The sequence below is a fragment of the Streptomyces lincolnensis genome (genome assembly GCF_001685355.1).
GTDB lineage: Bacteria > Actinomycetota > Actinomycetes > Streptomycetales > Streptomycetaceae > Streptomyces > Streptomyces lincolnensis.
Genome location: NZ_CP016438.1, coordinates 1,295,898 through 1,311,402, shown reverse-complemented (window position 1 = coordinate 1,311,402; position 15,505 = coordinate 1,295,898). Strand labels below are relative to the sequence as shown.

Here is a 15,505-nt window from a genome sequence, read left to right as displayed (position 1 = left end):
GTCACACCTTCTTCTGACGCGGATCAGCGGCCCAGCTTAGGCCAAAGCCGTTGCCCCGACGGTCAGTTGCCGGTCACCAGGCGAGCGCGTCGTTCGGGTTGTCCTGCCAGTACGTGACCTGGGCGTTGTCCTCCTCGACATACAGGGAACCGCCGGGGACGGGCACGTCCACCCCGGACCCGGTGGGCCCCTCGTCGGGGCCGAACAGGCTCACACCGATCGCGGGGGTGGTGACCTTGGTCTCGCTGTTGCGGTCGGCGGACGCGGTGATCAGGCCCGCGTACCCGGTGGCGCCGCGATCGAGGGTGACGACGGTCTGCGGCTGACTCTCGCCGATCCTGGCGGTGACGGCCTGCGAGTTCTCACTGATGCGCAGGGCCGGGTAGCTGTAGAGGTGGCAGGCCTTCGTGCCGGTGTTGGTCGCCGTGATGAGGACGTGGTCGACGGGGTTCTTCACCTTCTTGATGGCGAACCGCAGCGAACCGGTGGCGCAGTCCACGGGCTTGGCGCCACCGGAGCCCGTGCCGGCGGACGGCGTGTCCGAACCCCCGGCTCCGGTGCCGGCACCCTTCCCGGAACCGTTTCCGGCACCTTGGGAGCCCGCACCCTGGGAGCCCGCACCCTGGGAGTCCGCGTCCTTCGAGGCTTTCTCCGTGGCGGTGGCCGGCGGCGACGGGGACGCCGAGGTGGCGGAGGGGGTGGGGGACGGGTCGGTGGACTCCTCGGTGGACTCCTCGGTGGCCGACTCGACGGACTTCGACTCGGCGTCGCCTTCTCCGCAGGCAGCAAGGGTCAGTGCCAGGGCGGCGAAACTGGCTACTGCCATGGCAAGGCGGTGCGTGCGCACGCTGGTTACCTCTTCCTCACGTGGATATCCCGTTCACCTGCGAGGCAGGCCACCAGACCCTAGTGGACGTCGGACACCGGGCCGGCGGGCGGGGATACGGCGGGTAGCTCCACGGTGACGCGGATCCCGCCGGCGGAGCGCGGGGTGAGGGTGAGCGTTCCGTCGTGTGCGTGCGTGATGGTCTTGACGATGGCCAGGCCGAGGCCGACGCCCGGGTGATCGCCGTGCACGCGCTCGGTGCCGCGCTGGAACGGTTCGGTGAGGGTCGAGGCCAGCTCCGGGGTGAGCTTCTCGCCGGTGTTCTCGACGGTGAGGACCACCGTGTCGGGGCGGACGCCGGTGGTGACCCACACGGTGCCCGCTTCCGGAAGGTTGTGGACGATCGCGTTGTGGACGAGGTTCGTGGTCAGTTGCAGCAGGAGCGCCGGCGATCCGAGCATGGGCGTGATGTCGCCGCGGGTCTCGATGGTGACGCCGTGCTTCTCCGCGAGGGGGAGGAGCGTTTCGGTGGCTTCCTCCGCCATGAGGGACAGGTCGACGCGTTCTCGGGTGAAGGACCGCTGCTCGGCGCGGCTGACCAGGAGCAGCGCCTCGGTGAGGTCGATCGCCCGGCTGTTGACGGTCTGGAGGCGGTCGATGAGTTCATCGGTGTCGGGGTTCGGATCGGCGCGCGCCACGTCGAGAAGAGTTCTCGAGACCGCCAGCGGGGTGCGCAACTCGTGCGAGGCGTTGGCCGCGAATCTCTGCTGTTCGGCGACGTGTGCTTCGAGCCGGGCGAGCATCGCGTCGAAGGCGTCGGCGAGTTCGCGGAACTCGTCCTTGCTGCCCGGCAGTTGGATCCGGTGGGAGAGCGATCCGCTGGTGGCCATGCGTGCGGCGTCCGTGATGCCGGTCAACGGGGCGAGCATGCGGCCGGCGAGGAGCCACCCTCCCACGAGACCGAACACCAGCAGGAACGCCAGTACCGCGGCCGCCCTCGGAAGGAAAACGTACTGGAGGGAGGACCGGACGGGAAAAACACCATTGAGGTGGGCATTGTCCTCGGGGTTGATGAGCATCGCCCGTTCGGGGACGTATCTCAGGAGAAACACCCACACCGCCGCGAGCAGCAGGACGCCGGCGATCATGAGGAATCCGGCGTAGCTGAGGGTGAGCTTGACCCGCACACTCAGTCCGGGCGCTCTATCCACGGTCGCCTCCCTGGCGCCCGGCCTCCGGTTGCGCGTCGATGCGATAGCCGACGCCCGGCACGGTGGCGATGATCCAGGGTTCGCCGAGCCGTTTGCGCAAGGCGGAGACGGTGATGCGCACGGCGTTGGTGAACGGGTCGGCGTTCTCGTCCCACGCCCGCTCCAGCAACTCCTCGGCGCTGACCACCCCGCCTTCGGCGGCGACGAGGACTTCGAGCACGGCGAACTGCTTCCTGGTGAGCGCGACATAGCGGCCGTCCCGGTAGACCTCTCTGCGGAACGGGTCGAGGCGCAGACCCGCGACCTCGCGCACCGGAGGCCTGTGGTGGGCACGTCTGCGGTCGAGCGCGCGGAGCCTGAGGACGAGTTCCTGGAGTTCGAACGGTTTCGTGAGGTAGTCGTCGGCGCCGAGTTCGAAACCGGAGGCCTTGTCGTCGAGACGGTCGGCCGCGGTGAGCATGAGGATCGGCATGCCGCTGCCGGAGGCGACGATGCGTTTGGCGATCTCGTCACCGGACGGTCCGGGGATGTCCCGGTCGAGGACGGCGATGTCGTAGCTGTTGACGCTCAGCAGCTCCAGCGCGGTGTCGCCGTCACCGGCGATGTCGGACGCGATCGCTTCCAGACGTAGACCGTCGCGGACGGCTTCAGCCAGAAAGGGCTCGTCTTCGACGATCAACACACGCATGACATCGATGCTACGAGGCGGCGCATATCGTCGGCGTATCCAAATCCCCATACAGGCCGGCAACACCACGCCGCCTTGACTGGCGATATGACGCGAAACCCGCCATCGGCTCGAACAACAGGCTTCTTCGCGAGGCGGTCTCCGCGTACGGATCCACGGCTGCCCGCGCATGTATGCCGACCCCACCCAGAACCCGAGGACGCAGCAGTGACCGGTAGTGAGCGAGGACAGGCGACGGTGACGCCGGGGGACACGGCGGAGACCGGACAGAGCGGCGCCGACCCCCGGGACACCGGCTCCGGGACCTGGCACGCGGCCCTCCGCCGGGTGATCCGCCTCGGCTGCCGGCCCGGGCCCTGGAAGCGCGGCCCGGTCCTCGCCGCGCTGGCGGTGCTGCTCGGCCTGGTCATGGTGCTGCACGCACGGATCACGGACCGCGGAGGCCTCGGCAGCCTGGTGGAGAACTTCCTGCCGTGGTTCGGCCTGTTCGTCCCGGTGCTGCTGGCCGGGGCGCTGTGGCGCCGCTCCGCCTCCGCGCTGGTCGCGCTGGTGCTGCCGGTCACGGTGTGGCTGAGCCTCTTCGGCGGGCTGCTCACCGACAAGTCCCGGACGGGCTACGACCTCACCGTGGCCGCCCACAACGTCGGCGCCGACAATCCCGACCCGGCCGGTACCGCCCGTGACCTGGCCGCCGCCGGGGCGGACGTGCTGGCGCTGGAGGAGATCACCCCGCAGGCCCGGGGCACGTACGAGAAGGAGCTGGCGACGACGTACCCGCACCACACCGTGCAGGGCACCGTCGGACTGTGGAGCAGGCTGCCGCTGTCCGACACCCGGCCGGTCGACATCAAGCAGGACGTCGGGCCGCTGGGGGACGCCAAGCCGGCCGAGGTCAAGATGACCTACAACCGGGCACTGCGCGCCACGGTGGCCACGGACCACGGGCCCCTCGCCGTGTATGTGGCCCACCTGGGGTCCGTGCGGGTGAATCCCGCGGCGGGCTTCTGGACGGACTCGCGGGACAGAAACGCCCAGGCGCTCGGCGAGGCCCTCGCCGCCGAGCCGAACGAGCGGGTGGTGCTGCTCGGCGACCTGAACGGCACCACGGACGACCGCGCGCTCGACGGTCTCACCTCGCGGCTGCGCTCGGCCCAGGACGAGGCCGGGGACGGCTTCGGCTTCAGCTATCCGGCCGGGTTCCCGGTGGTGCGGATCGACCAGATCCTGGTCAGCGGCGTGCGGCCGGAGAGCGCATGGGTGCTGCCGGCCACCAGCAGTGACCACTTGCCGGTGGCGGCCGGCATCAGCTGGTGACCAGGGACGACGCCGTCCGGGCCGTTCATGCCGGCGGGGGCCTCTCCCGCCTGGCGTCTCACGGGGCGTAAGAGACGCGTCAAGGGCGCGGGGGTCGCCGTAAGAGAGCCGTCAAGGGAGGCCGGATCCGGCCGAGGAGGGCGTTTCCTCTACTCGTCCGCATCTCTTTCGCACCTCACCGGGAGTTCGCGATGGCCGATCTGGCCTTCGTCGTCACCACGATCGCGGTCTTCGCGCTGGTGGCCCTCGTAGCCAAGGGGGTGACGAAGCTGTGACCGCCGAGAACATCGTCGGCCTCGTCGTGGCCGTCGCCCTGCTGGGATATCTCGTCCTCGCCCTGATCTTCCCGGAGAGGTTCTGAGCCAGGCATGGGTCCCGTACTCGCAGGCGTCCTCCAGCTGCTCGCCCTGACGGGGGCGCTGGCGCTCGCCCACATCCCACTCGGCACCTACATGGCCAAGGTCTACTCCTCCGACAAGCACTGGCGCGTCGAGAAGTGGATCTACAAGGGCATCGGCGCCGACCCCGACACACAGATGCGCTGGCCGGCCTATCTGAGGGGCGTACTCGCCTTCTCGGCCGTCGGCGTGGTCTTCCTCTATCTGTTGCAGCGGCTCCAGGGCATCCTGCCCGGCTCGCTCGGGTTCTCCTCGATCGAGCCGGCGCAGGCGTTCAACACCGCCGTCTCCTTCGTCACGAACACCAACTGGCAGTCGTACTACGGCGAGCAGGCCATGGGCCACGTCGTGCAGACCGCCGGGCTGGCCGTGCAGAACTTCGTCTCGGCAGCGGTCGGTATCGCGGTGGCGGTGGCCCTCGTACGAGGGTTCGCGCGCTCCCGTACCGGTGAACTCGGCAACTTCTGGGCCGACATGGTGCGCGGTGTCGTACGCATCCTGCTGCCCGGCGCGTTCGTCGCGGCCATCGTGCTGGTCGCCTGTGGCGTGATCCAGAACTTCTCCGGGATCCACGAGGTCGGCCAGTTCATGGGCGGCTCGCAGCAGTGGAACGGCGGCGCGGTGGCCTCGCAGGAGGCCATCAAGGAGTTCGGCACGAACGGCGGCGGCTACTTCAACGCCAACTCCGCCCACCCGTTCGAGAACCCGACGCCTTTCACCAATCTCTTCGAGATCTTCCTGATGCTCGTCATCCCCTTCTCGCTGACCCGCACCTTCGGTGTCATGGTCGGCTCCGTCAAGCAGGGGTACGCGATCCTCGCCACCATGGCCACCATCTGGGTCGGTTTCGTCGCCCTGATGATGTGGACCGAGTTCGCCCACCACGGCCCGGCGCTACAGGCCGCGGGCGGTGCGATGGAGGGCAAGGAGGTCCGCTTCGGCGTCGGCGCCTCGTCGATCTTCGCGGTGTCCACGACGCTGACGTCGACCGGTGCGGTGGACTCCTTCCACTCGTCCTTCACCGGACTCGGCGGAGGCATCACGATGCTGGGCATGCAACTGGGCGAGATCGCGCCCGGCGGCACCGGATCCGGCCTCTACGGCATGCTGATCATGGCGATCATCGCGGTGTTCATCGCCGGGCTCATGGTCGGCCGTACGCCCGAGTACCTGGGCAAGAAGATCGGCACCCGTGAGATCAAGTTCGCGGCCTGCTACATCCTCGTCACTCCGGCGCTGGTGCTCATCTTCACCGCCGCGGCGATGGCCCTGCCGACCCCGGCCCACTCGATGACCAACTCCGGGGCACACGGGTTCTCCGAGATCCTCTACGCCTACACGTCCGGGGCCAACAACAACGGCTCGGCCTTCGCCGGTCTGAACGCGGACACCCAGTGGTTCAACACCACGATCGGCCTCGTCATGATCCTCGGCCGTTTCCTGCCGATGGTGTTCGTCCTGGCGCTGGCCGGTTCGCTCGCCGAGCAGAAGCCGGTCCCGGTGACCGCGGGCACCCTGCGTACCGAGAAGCCGCTGTTCACCGGCCTGTTGGTGGGCGCGATCCTCGTCATCACCGGTCTGACGTACTTCCCCGCGCTCGCGCTGGGCCCGCTGGCCGAGGGGCTGGCGTCATGACCACTCGTACCGAAAGCGAAGAGATGTCCACAGCAACGCCGGCCCAGGCGCCGCACAGCGACGCACCCACCGGGCACAAGCCCGCCGAGGGCCGTGTCGGCGCCGGCCTCTTCGACCCCGGGCAGCTGGTGAAGTCGCTGCCGGACGCGTGCCGCAAGCTGGACCCGCGGGTGATGGTCAAGTCGCCCGTGATGTTCGTGGTCTGGATCGGGTCCGTGCTGACCACGGTGTTCTCCTTCAAGGACCCCGGCGACTGGTTCGGCTGGGCGATCAGCGCCTGGCTGTGGCTGACAGTGATCTTCGCCAATCTGGCCGAGGCGGTCGCCGAGGGCCGGGGCAAGGCCCAGGCGGACACCCTCAGGAAGGCCAAGACGGACACGGTGGCGCGGCGCGTCGACGGCACCGAGGTCCCCGGCACCGAGCTGAGAATCGGTGACCTGGTCGTCTGCGAGGCCGGTGACATCATTCCCGGCGACGGTGACGTCGTCGAGGGCGTCGCCTCGGTCGACGAGTCGGCCATCACCGGTGAGTCGGCGCCGGTCATCCGCGAGTCGGGCGGCGACCGCTCGGCCGTCACCGGCGGGACGAAGGTGCTCTCCGACCGGATCGTCATCAGGATCACGACGAAGCCCGGCGAGACCTTCATCGACCGGATGATCAACCTGGTCGAGGGCGCGGCCCGGCAGAAGACACCGAACGAGATCGCGCTGAACATCCTGCTGGCCTCGCTGACCATCGTCTTCCTGCTCGCGGTGGCCACGCTGCCGCCGTTCGCCGACTACGCGGGCACGCATCTGACGATGGTGGTGCTGGTCGCCCTGCTGGTCTGTCTCATCCCGACCACGATCGGCGCGCTGCTCTCCGCGATCGGCATCGCGGGTATGGACCGGCTGGTGCAGAGGAACGTACTGGCCATGTCCGGAAGGGCGGTTGAGGCCGCAGGCGACGTCTCCACGCTGCTGCTCGACAAGACCGGCACCATCACCCTCGGCAACCGGCAGGCCGCCGAGTTCGTGCCGGTGAACGGTGTGGCGGAGGCCGAGGTCGCCGACGCGGCGCAGCTGTCCTCGCTGGCCGACGAGACGCCCGAGGGCCGCTCGATCGTCGTCCTGGCCAAGGAGAGGTACGGCCTGCGCGAGCGCCGGCAGGGCGAGCTGTCCGGCGCCGAGTGGATCGCCTTCACCGCGCAGACCCGTATGTCGGGTGTGGACGTCGACGGGCGCAGGATCCGCAAGGGTGCGGCCGGTTCGGTCGTCGCCTGGGTGCGGGAGCGGGGCGGCGAGGTGTCCGAGGATGCGAGCGCGCTCACCGACCGTATCTCCGCAGCGGGTGGGACGCCGCTGCTCGTGGCCGTCGAAGACACGGAAGGCGCCCGGGTGTTGGGCGTCATCCATCTCAAGGACGTCGTCAAGGAGGGCATGCGCGAGCGGTTCGACGAACTGCGCCGCATGGGCATCAAGACCGTCATGATCACGGGTGACAACCCGCTGACGGCCAAGGCGATCGCCGAGGAAGCGGGCGTCGACGACTTCCTTGCCGAAGCCACTCCCGAGGACAAGATGGCCCTCATCAAACGCGAGCAGGCCGGCGGCAAGCTCGTCGCGATGACCGGCGACGGCACCAACGACGCGCCCGCGCTGGCCCAGGCGGACGTCGGCGTCGCGATGAACACCGGTACGTCGGCCGCCAAGGAGGCCGGCAACATGGTCGACCTCGACTCCAACCCGACCAAGCTCATCGAGATCGTCGAGATCGGCAAGCAACTCCTCATCACGCGGGGCGCGTTGACCACGTTCTCCATAGCCAACGACGTCGCGAAGTACTTCGCGATCATCCCGGCGCTGTTCGCGGCGGTCTACCCGGGCCTGGACAAGCTCAACATCATGGACCTGTCCTCGCCGGACTCCGCGATCCTCTCCGCGGTCATCTTCAACGCCCTGATCATCATCGCGCTGGTGCCGCTCGCCCTGCGCGGTGTGCGGTACCGGCCGGTGAGCGCCGACAGGCTGCTCCGGCGCAACCTCGGGATCTACGGCCTGGGCGGGCTGATCGCCCCCTTCATCGGCATCAAGATCATCGACCTGCTCATCTCTCTCATCCCCGGAATCGGTTGATGGCCATGAACAACTCCCTTGTGAACACTGCCCGGTTGCTGGGCGCGGGCCTGCGGGCGCTGCTCGTGTTGACCGTGCTCACGGGCGTCCTCTACCCGCTGGCCGTCACAGGCGTCGCCCAGGCGGCCTTCCACGGCAAGGCGAACGGCTCCGAGGTCACGGCGGACGGGAGGGTCGTCGGCTCGTCCCTCATCGGTCAACAGGGCTACAGCCTGGACTACTTCCAGCCCCGCCCCGCCGACGGACTGGGGGAGAACACGGTCAACACGCAGTACAAGCTCCTCCTCTCCGGCGCCACCAACCGCTCCGCCGACAATCCCGAACTCATCAAGGGGGTGAAGGAGGCCAAGGCCAAGGTCGTCAGGGACAACTCCACCGCCGACTACAGGGTCCGGCCCTCCCAGGTCCCCGCCGACGCGGTCACCTCCTCCGGTTCCGGGCTGGACCCGGACATCTCCCCGCGGTACGCGCAGATCCAGGTCCACCGGGTCGCCGAGCGGAACGGCCTGTCCGTCGCCCAGGTCGAGAAGCTGGTCGAGGACCACACCCAGGGCCGCACTCTCGGGTTCATGGGCGAGCCCCGGGTGAACGTCCTCGAACTCAACATCGCGCTCAGGGAACTCGTGACCAGGAGCTGACGGCCCGACCGGACCGTGCCTCCCGCGTCGAGGAACACCTCATCAACTGTGTGCCGTCTGTTCACAGTTGGGGTGAACGCCCTTAGGCTGTGCGCCCTTCGCGTCCTGGGGAGGTCCCGTGAACGGTCTCCGTGCGCTCGTCATCTGCTTCGTCATCGCGTGTGCCGCGGTGGTCTCGCCCGCCGCGGCCGTGACGCCGGGCTGGTCGGCGCTGCCCGTGCCCCCGGCGGCGACCCCGCCGGTGACCGTGTCCGATCTCGCCGCCCGCGGACCGGGCGAGGCATGGGCGAGCGGGTACGAGCACGCCCCGGACGGACTGCGGCCGATGCTGTATCGCTGGGACGGCACGGCGTGGCACCGGGAGACCACCTTCCCCGGCGCCGGTGAGCTGGGCTGGCTCGGCAAGGTGCAGTTCGTCGGCCAGGAGGTGTGGACCCTCCACAACCGCGTGGGCGTGGGGGAGATCCTGCGCCGGTCGCCGGGAGGGTGGAGTTCCGTCCCGCTGCCGCAGAGGCTGTGGACCTACCAGGACTTCACCGCGGTACCGGGTGCCGCGTGGGTGATCGGCGAGGACGACACCGGGCTGAAGGTGCTGCACTACGACGGCTCCGCCTGGACCGCGCAGTCCACCCCGGACGATGTGCTGTACCTGATGGGCATCACCGCCCGCACCGCCACCGACGCCTGGGCCTGGGGGAACACCAGCACCGGAACCGCCGTCCTCCGCTGGGACGGCACGGCGTGGCGGGACGCGGGGGTGCCGCTGCCGCCGAACAGCAATGTGCACACCCTCCTGCTCGAACCGTCCGGCCGGGCCACGATCGGCGGCAGCCAATACACTGACGGCGTGCCCCGCACCTACCTGATGACCTTCAACGGGCGTACCTGGCACACCACTTACCCACCGCTGGGCGACACCTACACCGAGGCCATGGAACGCGGCCCGGACGGCGCGCTGTGGCTGCCGGTCCGCAGCGACCGCGCCTTCCAGTCGAAGTACGCGCGGATGAACGGCCCCCGCACCACCTACTCGTACGGTCCCGAGCGCGTCAACGCGATCGACGTCAAACCGCGCGTCCTGGCGAGGGCCGGGTCCTCGCTGCTGTCCTTCGGAACCGTCGAGATCTACGGCTCGAAGCCCAACCTGATGAGCGAACGGCTGGGAGGCTGACCATGGCACGAAGACTTCTCGTCGCGGCCCTCGCCGTCGTGATGACCATCATGACGGTCATGAGCTCGGCCGCGGCGGACACCCTGTCCTGGCAACACGTTCCGGTACCGACGCAGATACGCCCGCAGGCCGGGCTGAACAAGGCCGTGGCGCTCGGACCGGACCGGGCGTGGGCGGTGGGTGCCGACGCCGTCGGCCGAGAGGCGCCGGGCTTCCCGCTGCTGCTGCGCTGGGACGGAACCGCGTGGCAGCGCCAGAGCCTGCCCGGGGCCGGCTGGCAGGGAGAGCTGCTGTCGATCGCCGCGACCTCACCGACCGCGGTGTGGGCGGTCGGCCGTGACACGGCGGGCGGTGCCCACCTGCTCCGCTTCGACGGCAGCGCCTGGCGCGAGAGCCGGCCGCCGCCCGGGGCCGTGCTGACCGAGGTCGTCGCCGGCGGCGGAGAGACCTGGCTGATCGGTTCGCGCGACGGCGCGCAGCTGCTGCTGCGCCGGGTCGGCAACGGCTGGCAGGAGATGCCGGTGCCACCGGGATCCGTGTACGGCCTGCACATCAAGGCGGCCGACGACGTCTGGGCCGCGGGCGACACCGTGTCGGGTGCTGTCGTGTCGCACTGGGACGGACAGGCCTGGCAGCAGACGATCGTGAACGCCTTCCCGCGGTCGGCCCTGGGCAGCGTGCTGGCGGTCTCACCGACGGAGGTGTGGGCGGGCGGCACCGAGGGATTCGTCGGCGGTCCGGTGGGCCGGCCCATCCCGCCCCTGCTGGTCCGCTGGGACGGGCAGACCTGGAGCAGGGTGACCGTACCCGCCAACTTCGGCTCGATCACCTCACTGACCCCCAGCGCGTCCGGCGAACTGGCCTGGGTCGCGGTGGCCAACTCGCAGAAGTGGGGCCCGCCGGGCAGCTCCCCGCCGTTCGTCCCCGGGCCCGACTTCCTCGCCTGGAACGGACAGTCGTTCACCGAGTACAGCGAACCGGTGGTGCCCGGCGAGGGCGACTCCCGGACGCTGCGGCTGGCCCCGGTCCCGGGCACTGACACGGTGTGGTCGGTCGGCCGCGCCACCGGCCCCGAGAACACCTTCGCCCCGCGCATCCTGCGGTTCGGCTGAGACGACGAACGGGGCCCGCCCGAAGCGGACGGGCCCCGCCTCGCCCCTCAGCGGTCGACCGGCCGCTCCGCCTCCGGCAGGTGGGTCCTCGCCCATCGCGCGAGTTCACCGAGTGTGGGCTCCAGCGCCCTGCCCGCCTCCGCCAGACGGTAGGACACCCGCAGGGGCGGCCCGTCCTCCACCTCGCGCACGATGAGTTCGGCGGCGGCAAGCTCGCCGAGGCGGTTGGAGAGCATGCGCTCGCTGATTCCGGGGATCGCCCGGTGCAGGTCGGCGAAGTGCGCCGGGCCCGAGATGAGTACGGACAGGATCGGGCCCGTCCAGCGCTTTCCGAGGAGCTGGAAGACACGAGTGATGCCCTCGTCGACCTGGCGCGGTGCCGCGCGCATGTCGTACGCGTTGGGCATGAGGTCTCCTCGGCGGGCGGGTGGTTGGACAAGTCGGGGTGCGGGAAGCATCGTTCGGCCGTCGCGGTGTCGGGCCCTGTCGCGGTGTCAGGCCCTGAAGATCCGCTCGGCCTGGTCGCGGTGGGTGGTGTGCAACTCCCAGTGGACGGGGGAGATCTGGTCTGCCGTGGCCCGCGGCTGTCCGTAGAAGGTGGGCGTGCCGATCGTCGCGTCGATGCCGATGTGGGCGGCCTGGACGCCGGTGCCGGCCAGCTGCTCGTGCAGGTCGACGGCCCAGGCGCGCAGGTCCGTCATGGCGGCGTTGATGTCGGTGATCGGCGGCTGGAGGGCGCGGGAGCGGGCGTCGGTGGTGAACAGCAGAGTGCCGGCGCCGGCTTCGCGCATCGCGGGCAACACCGCCTCGGTGGCGGTGACGGCCCCGTGGAGCCGGAGTGCGATCTGCCGCCGTACGTATGGGGGTTCGGTCTCGGCGGGGGAGTACTCCAGGACGTCGATCCCGCCGAACCGGGTGGCGGCTTCCTTGAGGGCCTGGGTGAGTCCGTGACGGTCGAGTACGTCCGCGGGGAACGCGGCTGCTGTGATGCCTTCGGCGGTGAGCGTGGTGACGAGGCCGTCGAGCTTGTCGCGGTTGCGGGAGATCAGGGCGACGTCGAAGCCCTGGGAGCCGAAGGTGCGGGCGATGGCCAGGCCCAGTTGGGGGCCGGCTCCGACGATGGCGATGAAACCGACCGAAGACAGAAGTCGGATAGGCGTATCCACTTGACGATCCGGATAGGGCTATCCGAATCACCGCGACCAGCGTATCGCCAAAAGCGGATAGGGTAATCCGATTGTTGAGGGTCCGTGAGAGCCCTCACCCTTCGGTCCGGGGCCGGAGGAGCACCACCGGGATCTCGCGTTCGGTCCATGACTGGTACGTCTCGAAGTCGGCGTAGACGTCCAGCAGCAGGGGCCAGAGACGGGCGCGGTCCTGGGGATCCGCGGTGCGGGCGTGAACAGGTGTCCGCTCGGAGCGGATCTGTATGTGGGTGTCGGGCTGGGAGCGCAGGTTGAGATACCACTGCGGATGCATGGGGAGCCCCCCTTGGGAGGCGACGACGACGGTGTCCGGTCCGTCGGTCATGTAGAGCAGTGGCGTGGTGTAGAGCGTGCCGGACTTTCGGCCGCGGTGTTCGAGCAGCAGCACAGGCACGGGCTTGCGGAAGCCGGCGGCCATGCGCCACGTCCCGCCGAGCCGACCACCGGTACGGCGGTAGGTCCACACCTGGAACCTGGCCATGTACTTGAAGAGCCGCGGCAGTAGCGGGGAGTCCAGTTGCTTGGGCCGTGGTCGCTGGTGTGGCACGGATCGCCTCCGATCGGGCAACTGACCGGCACGTCGGGAGTGCATGCAGTTACTACCGTCACCAGCCGTCAAAGGCAATGGCCGCTCTCCAGGTCGTTCTGAAGGCAACGCGGCGTCCGCCCCGGTGCTGCGGCGACACGAGGCGGACGAGGGGCGTGCGGACGAGGTGCGCGCGGTGCGTGCGGGCGCGGGTCAGAAGGTGAGGAGCACCCTCGTTGCGCGCCGCTCGTCCATGGCCTGGTAGCCCTCGGCGGCCTGCTCCAGCGGCAGGGTGAGGTCGAACACCCTGCCCGGGTCGATCTCGCGGTCCCAGATGAGCTGGATGAGGTGGGGCAGGAACCGGCGTACCGGGGCGGGGCCGCCCTCCACGTGGATGCCGGCGAAGAACAGGTCGATGCCCTGGATCGTGACGTCGTAATTGACGCCGACGAAGCCCAGGTGCCCGCCCGGGCGGGTGGCGCCGATCGCCTGCATCGTCGACTCCTGGGTTCCGACCGCCTCGACCACCGAGTGCGCCCCGAGCCCGTCCGTGAGTTCCTTGATCTTCGCCACGCCCGCGTCGCCGCGCTCCTCGACGATGTCGGTCGCGCCGTAGAAGCGGGCCAGTTCCTGTCGCTCGGGGTGGCGGGACATCGCGATGATCCGCTCCGCGCCCAGCTGCTTGGCGGCGAGGACCGCCATCAGGCCGACCGCGCCGTCACCGACGACCGCGACCGTCTTGCCGGGGCCGGCTTCCGCGGCGACGGCGCCGTACCAGCCGGTGCCGAGCACGTCGGAGGCGGCCAGCAGCGAGGGGATCAGGTCCGGAGTCGGCTGTCCGGGCGTGGCCACCAGGGTGCCGTCCGCGTGGGGGGTGCGGGCCTTCTCGGACTGGGTGCCGATCGTCCCCGCCACGAATTCCCGGTGCGCGCAGCCGGACTGGTAGCCCGAGCGGCAGGTCTCGCAGGTGTTGTCGGAGATCACGAACGACCCGACGACGAAGTCGCCGACCTTGACGTTCTTCACGTCGGAGCCGACTTCCTCGACCACGCCCGCGTACTCGTGTCCCATGTTCGTGTGATCGGCGGGCTCGACCCCGCGGTACGGCCACAGGTCGGAGCCGCAGATGCAGGTCGCGGTCAGCCGGATGACGGCGTCGGTGGCCTTGTACATGACTACGCCACGCATACGTGCCTCTCCTTGCTTCCTTGCTTTCACTGGCTCCACGCGTACCGGCGCCTGCGGCGCCGAATCGCGGCCTGAACCACCACGTCATTCATGGAAACCCCATTCCGTGCGCGCAGCGAGTTACTGGTGAGGGGTGTACCGGCAGTACACCCCACCTCGCGGCGAGCGAAGATCACCCCGGAGTGGGCGGGGCTGCCGACGGGCACCCGGCGTCGTGTGCCGGGCCTGCGCCGCAGTGAGGTCGCGGCCCTGGCCGATGTCGGCGTGGAGTGCGGTGACAGACATACCTGCACGGCAGTGGGCCGGGGTTACTGACGCGCGACCGGCTTAGCAGTAGAAATGGATAGGTCATTCCGATAGTTAGACTGGCCGGTATGAACCCTGGCGCCCAGCATCCTGACGGTCCCGCCGCGCAGCCTCTCCGCAGTGACGCCGAGCGCAACCGGGAGCGGATCATCGCAGCCGCACGCACCGTGTTCGCGCGCGACGGACTGAGTGCCTCCATGGCGTCCGTGGCTCGCGAGGCGGGCGTGGGGATCGCGACCATGTTCCGCCGTTTCCCCACGAAGGAGGAGCTGGTCGACGCCGTCTTCTCCGACCGTATGGGCGCCTACGCCGAGGCGGTCACCGTCGCCCTGGAAGACCCCGACCCCTGGAACGGATTCGTCGGTTACATCGAGGCCGCCTGCGCGATGCAGGCCGCCGACAACGGCTTCGCCGACGTCCTGACCATGACCTTCCCCACCGCCAAGATCCTGGAGCAGCGCCGCAACGAGGCGTACCAGGCCATGCTGCTCCTCATCGACCGCGCCAAGGCCACCGGCCGACTGCGCGAGGACTTCGACCCCTCGGACCTGGTGCTGATCCACATGGCCAACGCCGGTGTCGTCAACGCCACCGGCGATGCCGCCCCGGATGCCTGGCGGCGCGTCGTCGCCCTGTTCATCCAGTCCCTGGAGACCCCGGCGCGCGGCCCCCTGCCCGACTCGCCCGGACACGAGCCCCTGTACGAGGCCATGCTCCGCGCCGGCCAGGGCACGTCCGCACCTCCGTCGGGCAAGAGCGGCTGACCTTGCCGGGGGTGTGGCCGACCTGGGCCGCCCCGCGTGGACTCGGGTTGCCTCAGTTAGGGGTCTGGGAGCACTGACCAAGAAGGCTGCCGCCGCTGGCGTCGAGTGCCGCGCCGGTGATCCAGCGCGCTTCGGTGTGCTGCTTCAGGCCGGCCTCCAGGCCGTTGAACAGCTGGTCGATGTCGCCGGGGACGCCCAGTTCCGCGCCGACGGTGAAGGCCCGGCCGCCGTCCTTCCCGCTGAGTTTGTTCGTGACGATGACCTTTCGAGGAAACGGTTGAGTCGTGGCACCCGACGTCGGGAAGCGCCTGTCGTTGGGCGAAGCTCCCTTGCGCTGACCTCGGTTGGGGATCGGCGTGAGGACTTGGTGAGCTGTCCGGTGCGTGATCTTCCAGTGGCCGTTGTCGAG

At 69.5% G+C, this 15,505-nt stretch carries 15 protein-coding genes; 8 read left to right on the top strand and 7 right to left on the bottom strand.

Annotated elements, in window-relative coordinates; genetic code table 11:
* Positions 1-73: 73 nt before the first annotated feature.
* The 3 genes from SLINC_RS05830 to SLINC_RS05820 form a co-directional block, all read right to left on the bottom strand.
* The gene (locus SLINC_RS05830; RefSeq protein WP_067427594.1) at positions 74-826 is read right to left on the bottom strand and encodes a DUF4232 domain-containing protein; all 753 of its coding nucleotides are present in this window, start codon (positions 824-826) and stop codon (positions 74-76) included.
* 80 nt (positions 827-906) lie between these two features.
* On the bottom strand, positions 907-2,019 hold the full coding sequence (locus SLINC_RS05825; protein ID WP_067445062.1) for a sensor histidine kinase: 1,113 nt from the start codon (positions 2,017-2,019) through the stop codon (positions 907-909).
* Positions 2,020-2,029: 10 nt separating this feature from the next.
* Entirely contained in the window at positions 2,030-2,725 is a 696-nt protein-coding gene (locus tag SLINC_RS05820; RefSeq protein WP_067427592.1) for a response regulator transcription factor, read from the bottom strand.
* Positions 2,726-3,052: 327 nt separating this feature from the next.
* Here SLINC_RS05820 and SLINC_RS05815 point away from each other — a divergent pair, with 327 nt between their 5' ends.
* From SLINC_RS05815 to SLINC_RS05785, 7 genes are all read left to right on the top strand, one after another.
* Entirely contained in the window at positions 3,053-4,039 is a 987-nt protein-coding gene (locus tag SLINC_RS05815; RefSeq protein ID WP_067445059.1) for an endonuclease/exonuclease/phosphatase family protein, read from the top strand.
* Positions 4,040-4,310: 271 nt separating this feature from the next.
* On the top strand, positions 4,311-4,400 hold the full coding sequence (gene kdpF / locus SLINC_RS05810) for a K(+)-transporting ATPase subunit F (protein ID WP_016434100.1): 90 nt from the start codon (positions 4,311-4,313) through the stop codon (positions 4,398-4,400).
* A 7-nt stretch (positions 4,401-4,407) separates the two neighbouring features.
* Positions 4,408-6,072, top strand: a complete 1,665-nt coding sequence (kdpA, locus tag SLINC_RS05805; protein WP_067427590.1) for a potassium-transporting ATPase subunit KdpA — start codon at positions 4,408-4,410, stop codon at positions 6,070-6,072.
* Positions 6,069-8,186, top strand: coding sequence for a potassium-transporting ATPase subunit KdpB (gene kdpB, locus SLINC_RS05800; protein WP_182449147.1), 2,118 nt, complete (start codon positions 6,069-6,071; stop codon positions 8,184-8,186). The genes kdpA and kdpB overlap by 4 nt, the downstream gene beginning before the upstream one ends.
* Before the next feature lie 5 nt (positions 8,187-8,191).
* Positions 8,192-8,824 carry a potassium-transporting ATPase subunit C gene (locus tag SLINC_RS05795; RefSeq protein ID WP_067445055.1) on the top strand — a complete coding sequence of 211 codons (633 nt, stop codon included), beginning with the start codon at positions 8,192-8,194 and terminating at the stop codon, positions 8,822-8,824.
* 118 nt (positions 8,825-8,942) lie between these two features.
* Positions 8,943-9,995, top strand: a complete 1,053-nt coding sequence (locus SLINC_RS05790) for a hypothetical protein (RefSeq protein WP_067427586.1) — start codon at positions 8,943-8,945, stop codon at positions 9,993-9,995.
* Between the two features lie 2 nt (positions 9,996-9,997).
* The gene (locus tag SLINC_RS05785) at positions 9,998-11,107 is read left to right on the top strand and encodes a beta propeller repeat protein (RefSeq protein ID WP_067427584.1); all 1,110 of its coding nucleotides are present in this window, start codon (positions 9,998-10,000) and stop codon (positions 11,105-11,107) included.
* A gap of 47 nt (positions 11,108-11,154) precedes the next feature.
* Here the strand turns inward: SLINC_RS05785 and SLINC_RS05780 are convergent, their stop codons facing one another.
* The 4 genes from SLINC_RS05780 to SLINC_RS05765 form a co-directional block, all read right to left on the bottom strand.
* The gene (locus SLINC_RS05780) at positions 11,155-11,514 is read right to left on the bottom strand and encodes a winged helix-turn-helix transcriptional regulator (protein WP_067427582.1); all 360 of its coding nucleotides are present in this window, start codon (positions 11,512-11,514) and stop codon (positions 11,155-11,157) included.
* 87 nt (positions 11,515-11,601) lie between these two features.
* Positions 11,602-12,273, bottom strand: coding sequence for an SDR family NAD(P)-dependent oxidoreductase (locus SLINC_RS05775; RefSeq protein ID WP_225988257.1), 672 nt, complete (start codon positions 12,271-12,273; stop codon positions 11,602-11,604).
* A 94-nt stretch (positions 12,274-12,367) separates the two neighbouring features.
* Entirely contained in the window at positions 12,368-12,859 is a 492-nt protein-coding gene (locus tag SLINC_RS05770) for a nitroreductase family deazaflavin-dependent oxidoreductase (protein ID WP_220472916.1), read from the bottom strand.
* Positions 12,860-13,051: 192 nt separating this feature from the next.
* Entirely contained in the window at positions 13,052-14,026 is a 975-nt protein-coding gene (locus tag SLINC_RS05765; protein ID WP_067427578.1) for a zinc-dependent alcohol dehydrogenase family protein, read from the bottom strand.
* Positions 14,027-14,400: 374 nt separating this feature from the next.
* On the opposite strand from SLINC_RS05765, the gene SLINC_RS05760 reads away from it, so the two are divergent.
* Positions 14,401-15,096, top strand: coding sequence for a TetR/AcrR family transcriptional regulator (locus SLINC_RS05760; RefSeq protein ID WP_067427576.1), 696 nt, complete (start codon positions 14,401-14,403; stop codon positions 15,094-15,096).
* Positions 15,097-15,505: the final 409 nt, after the last annotated feature.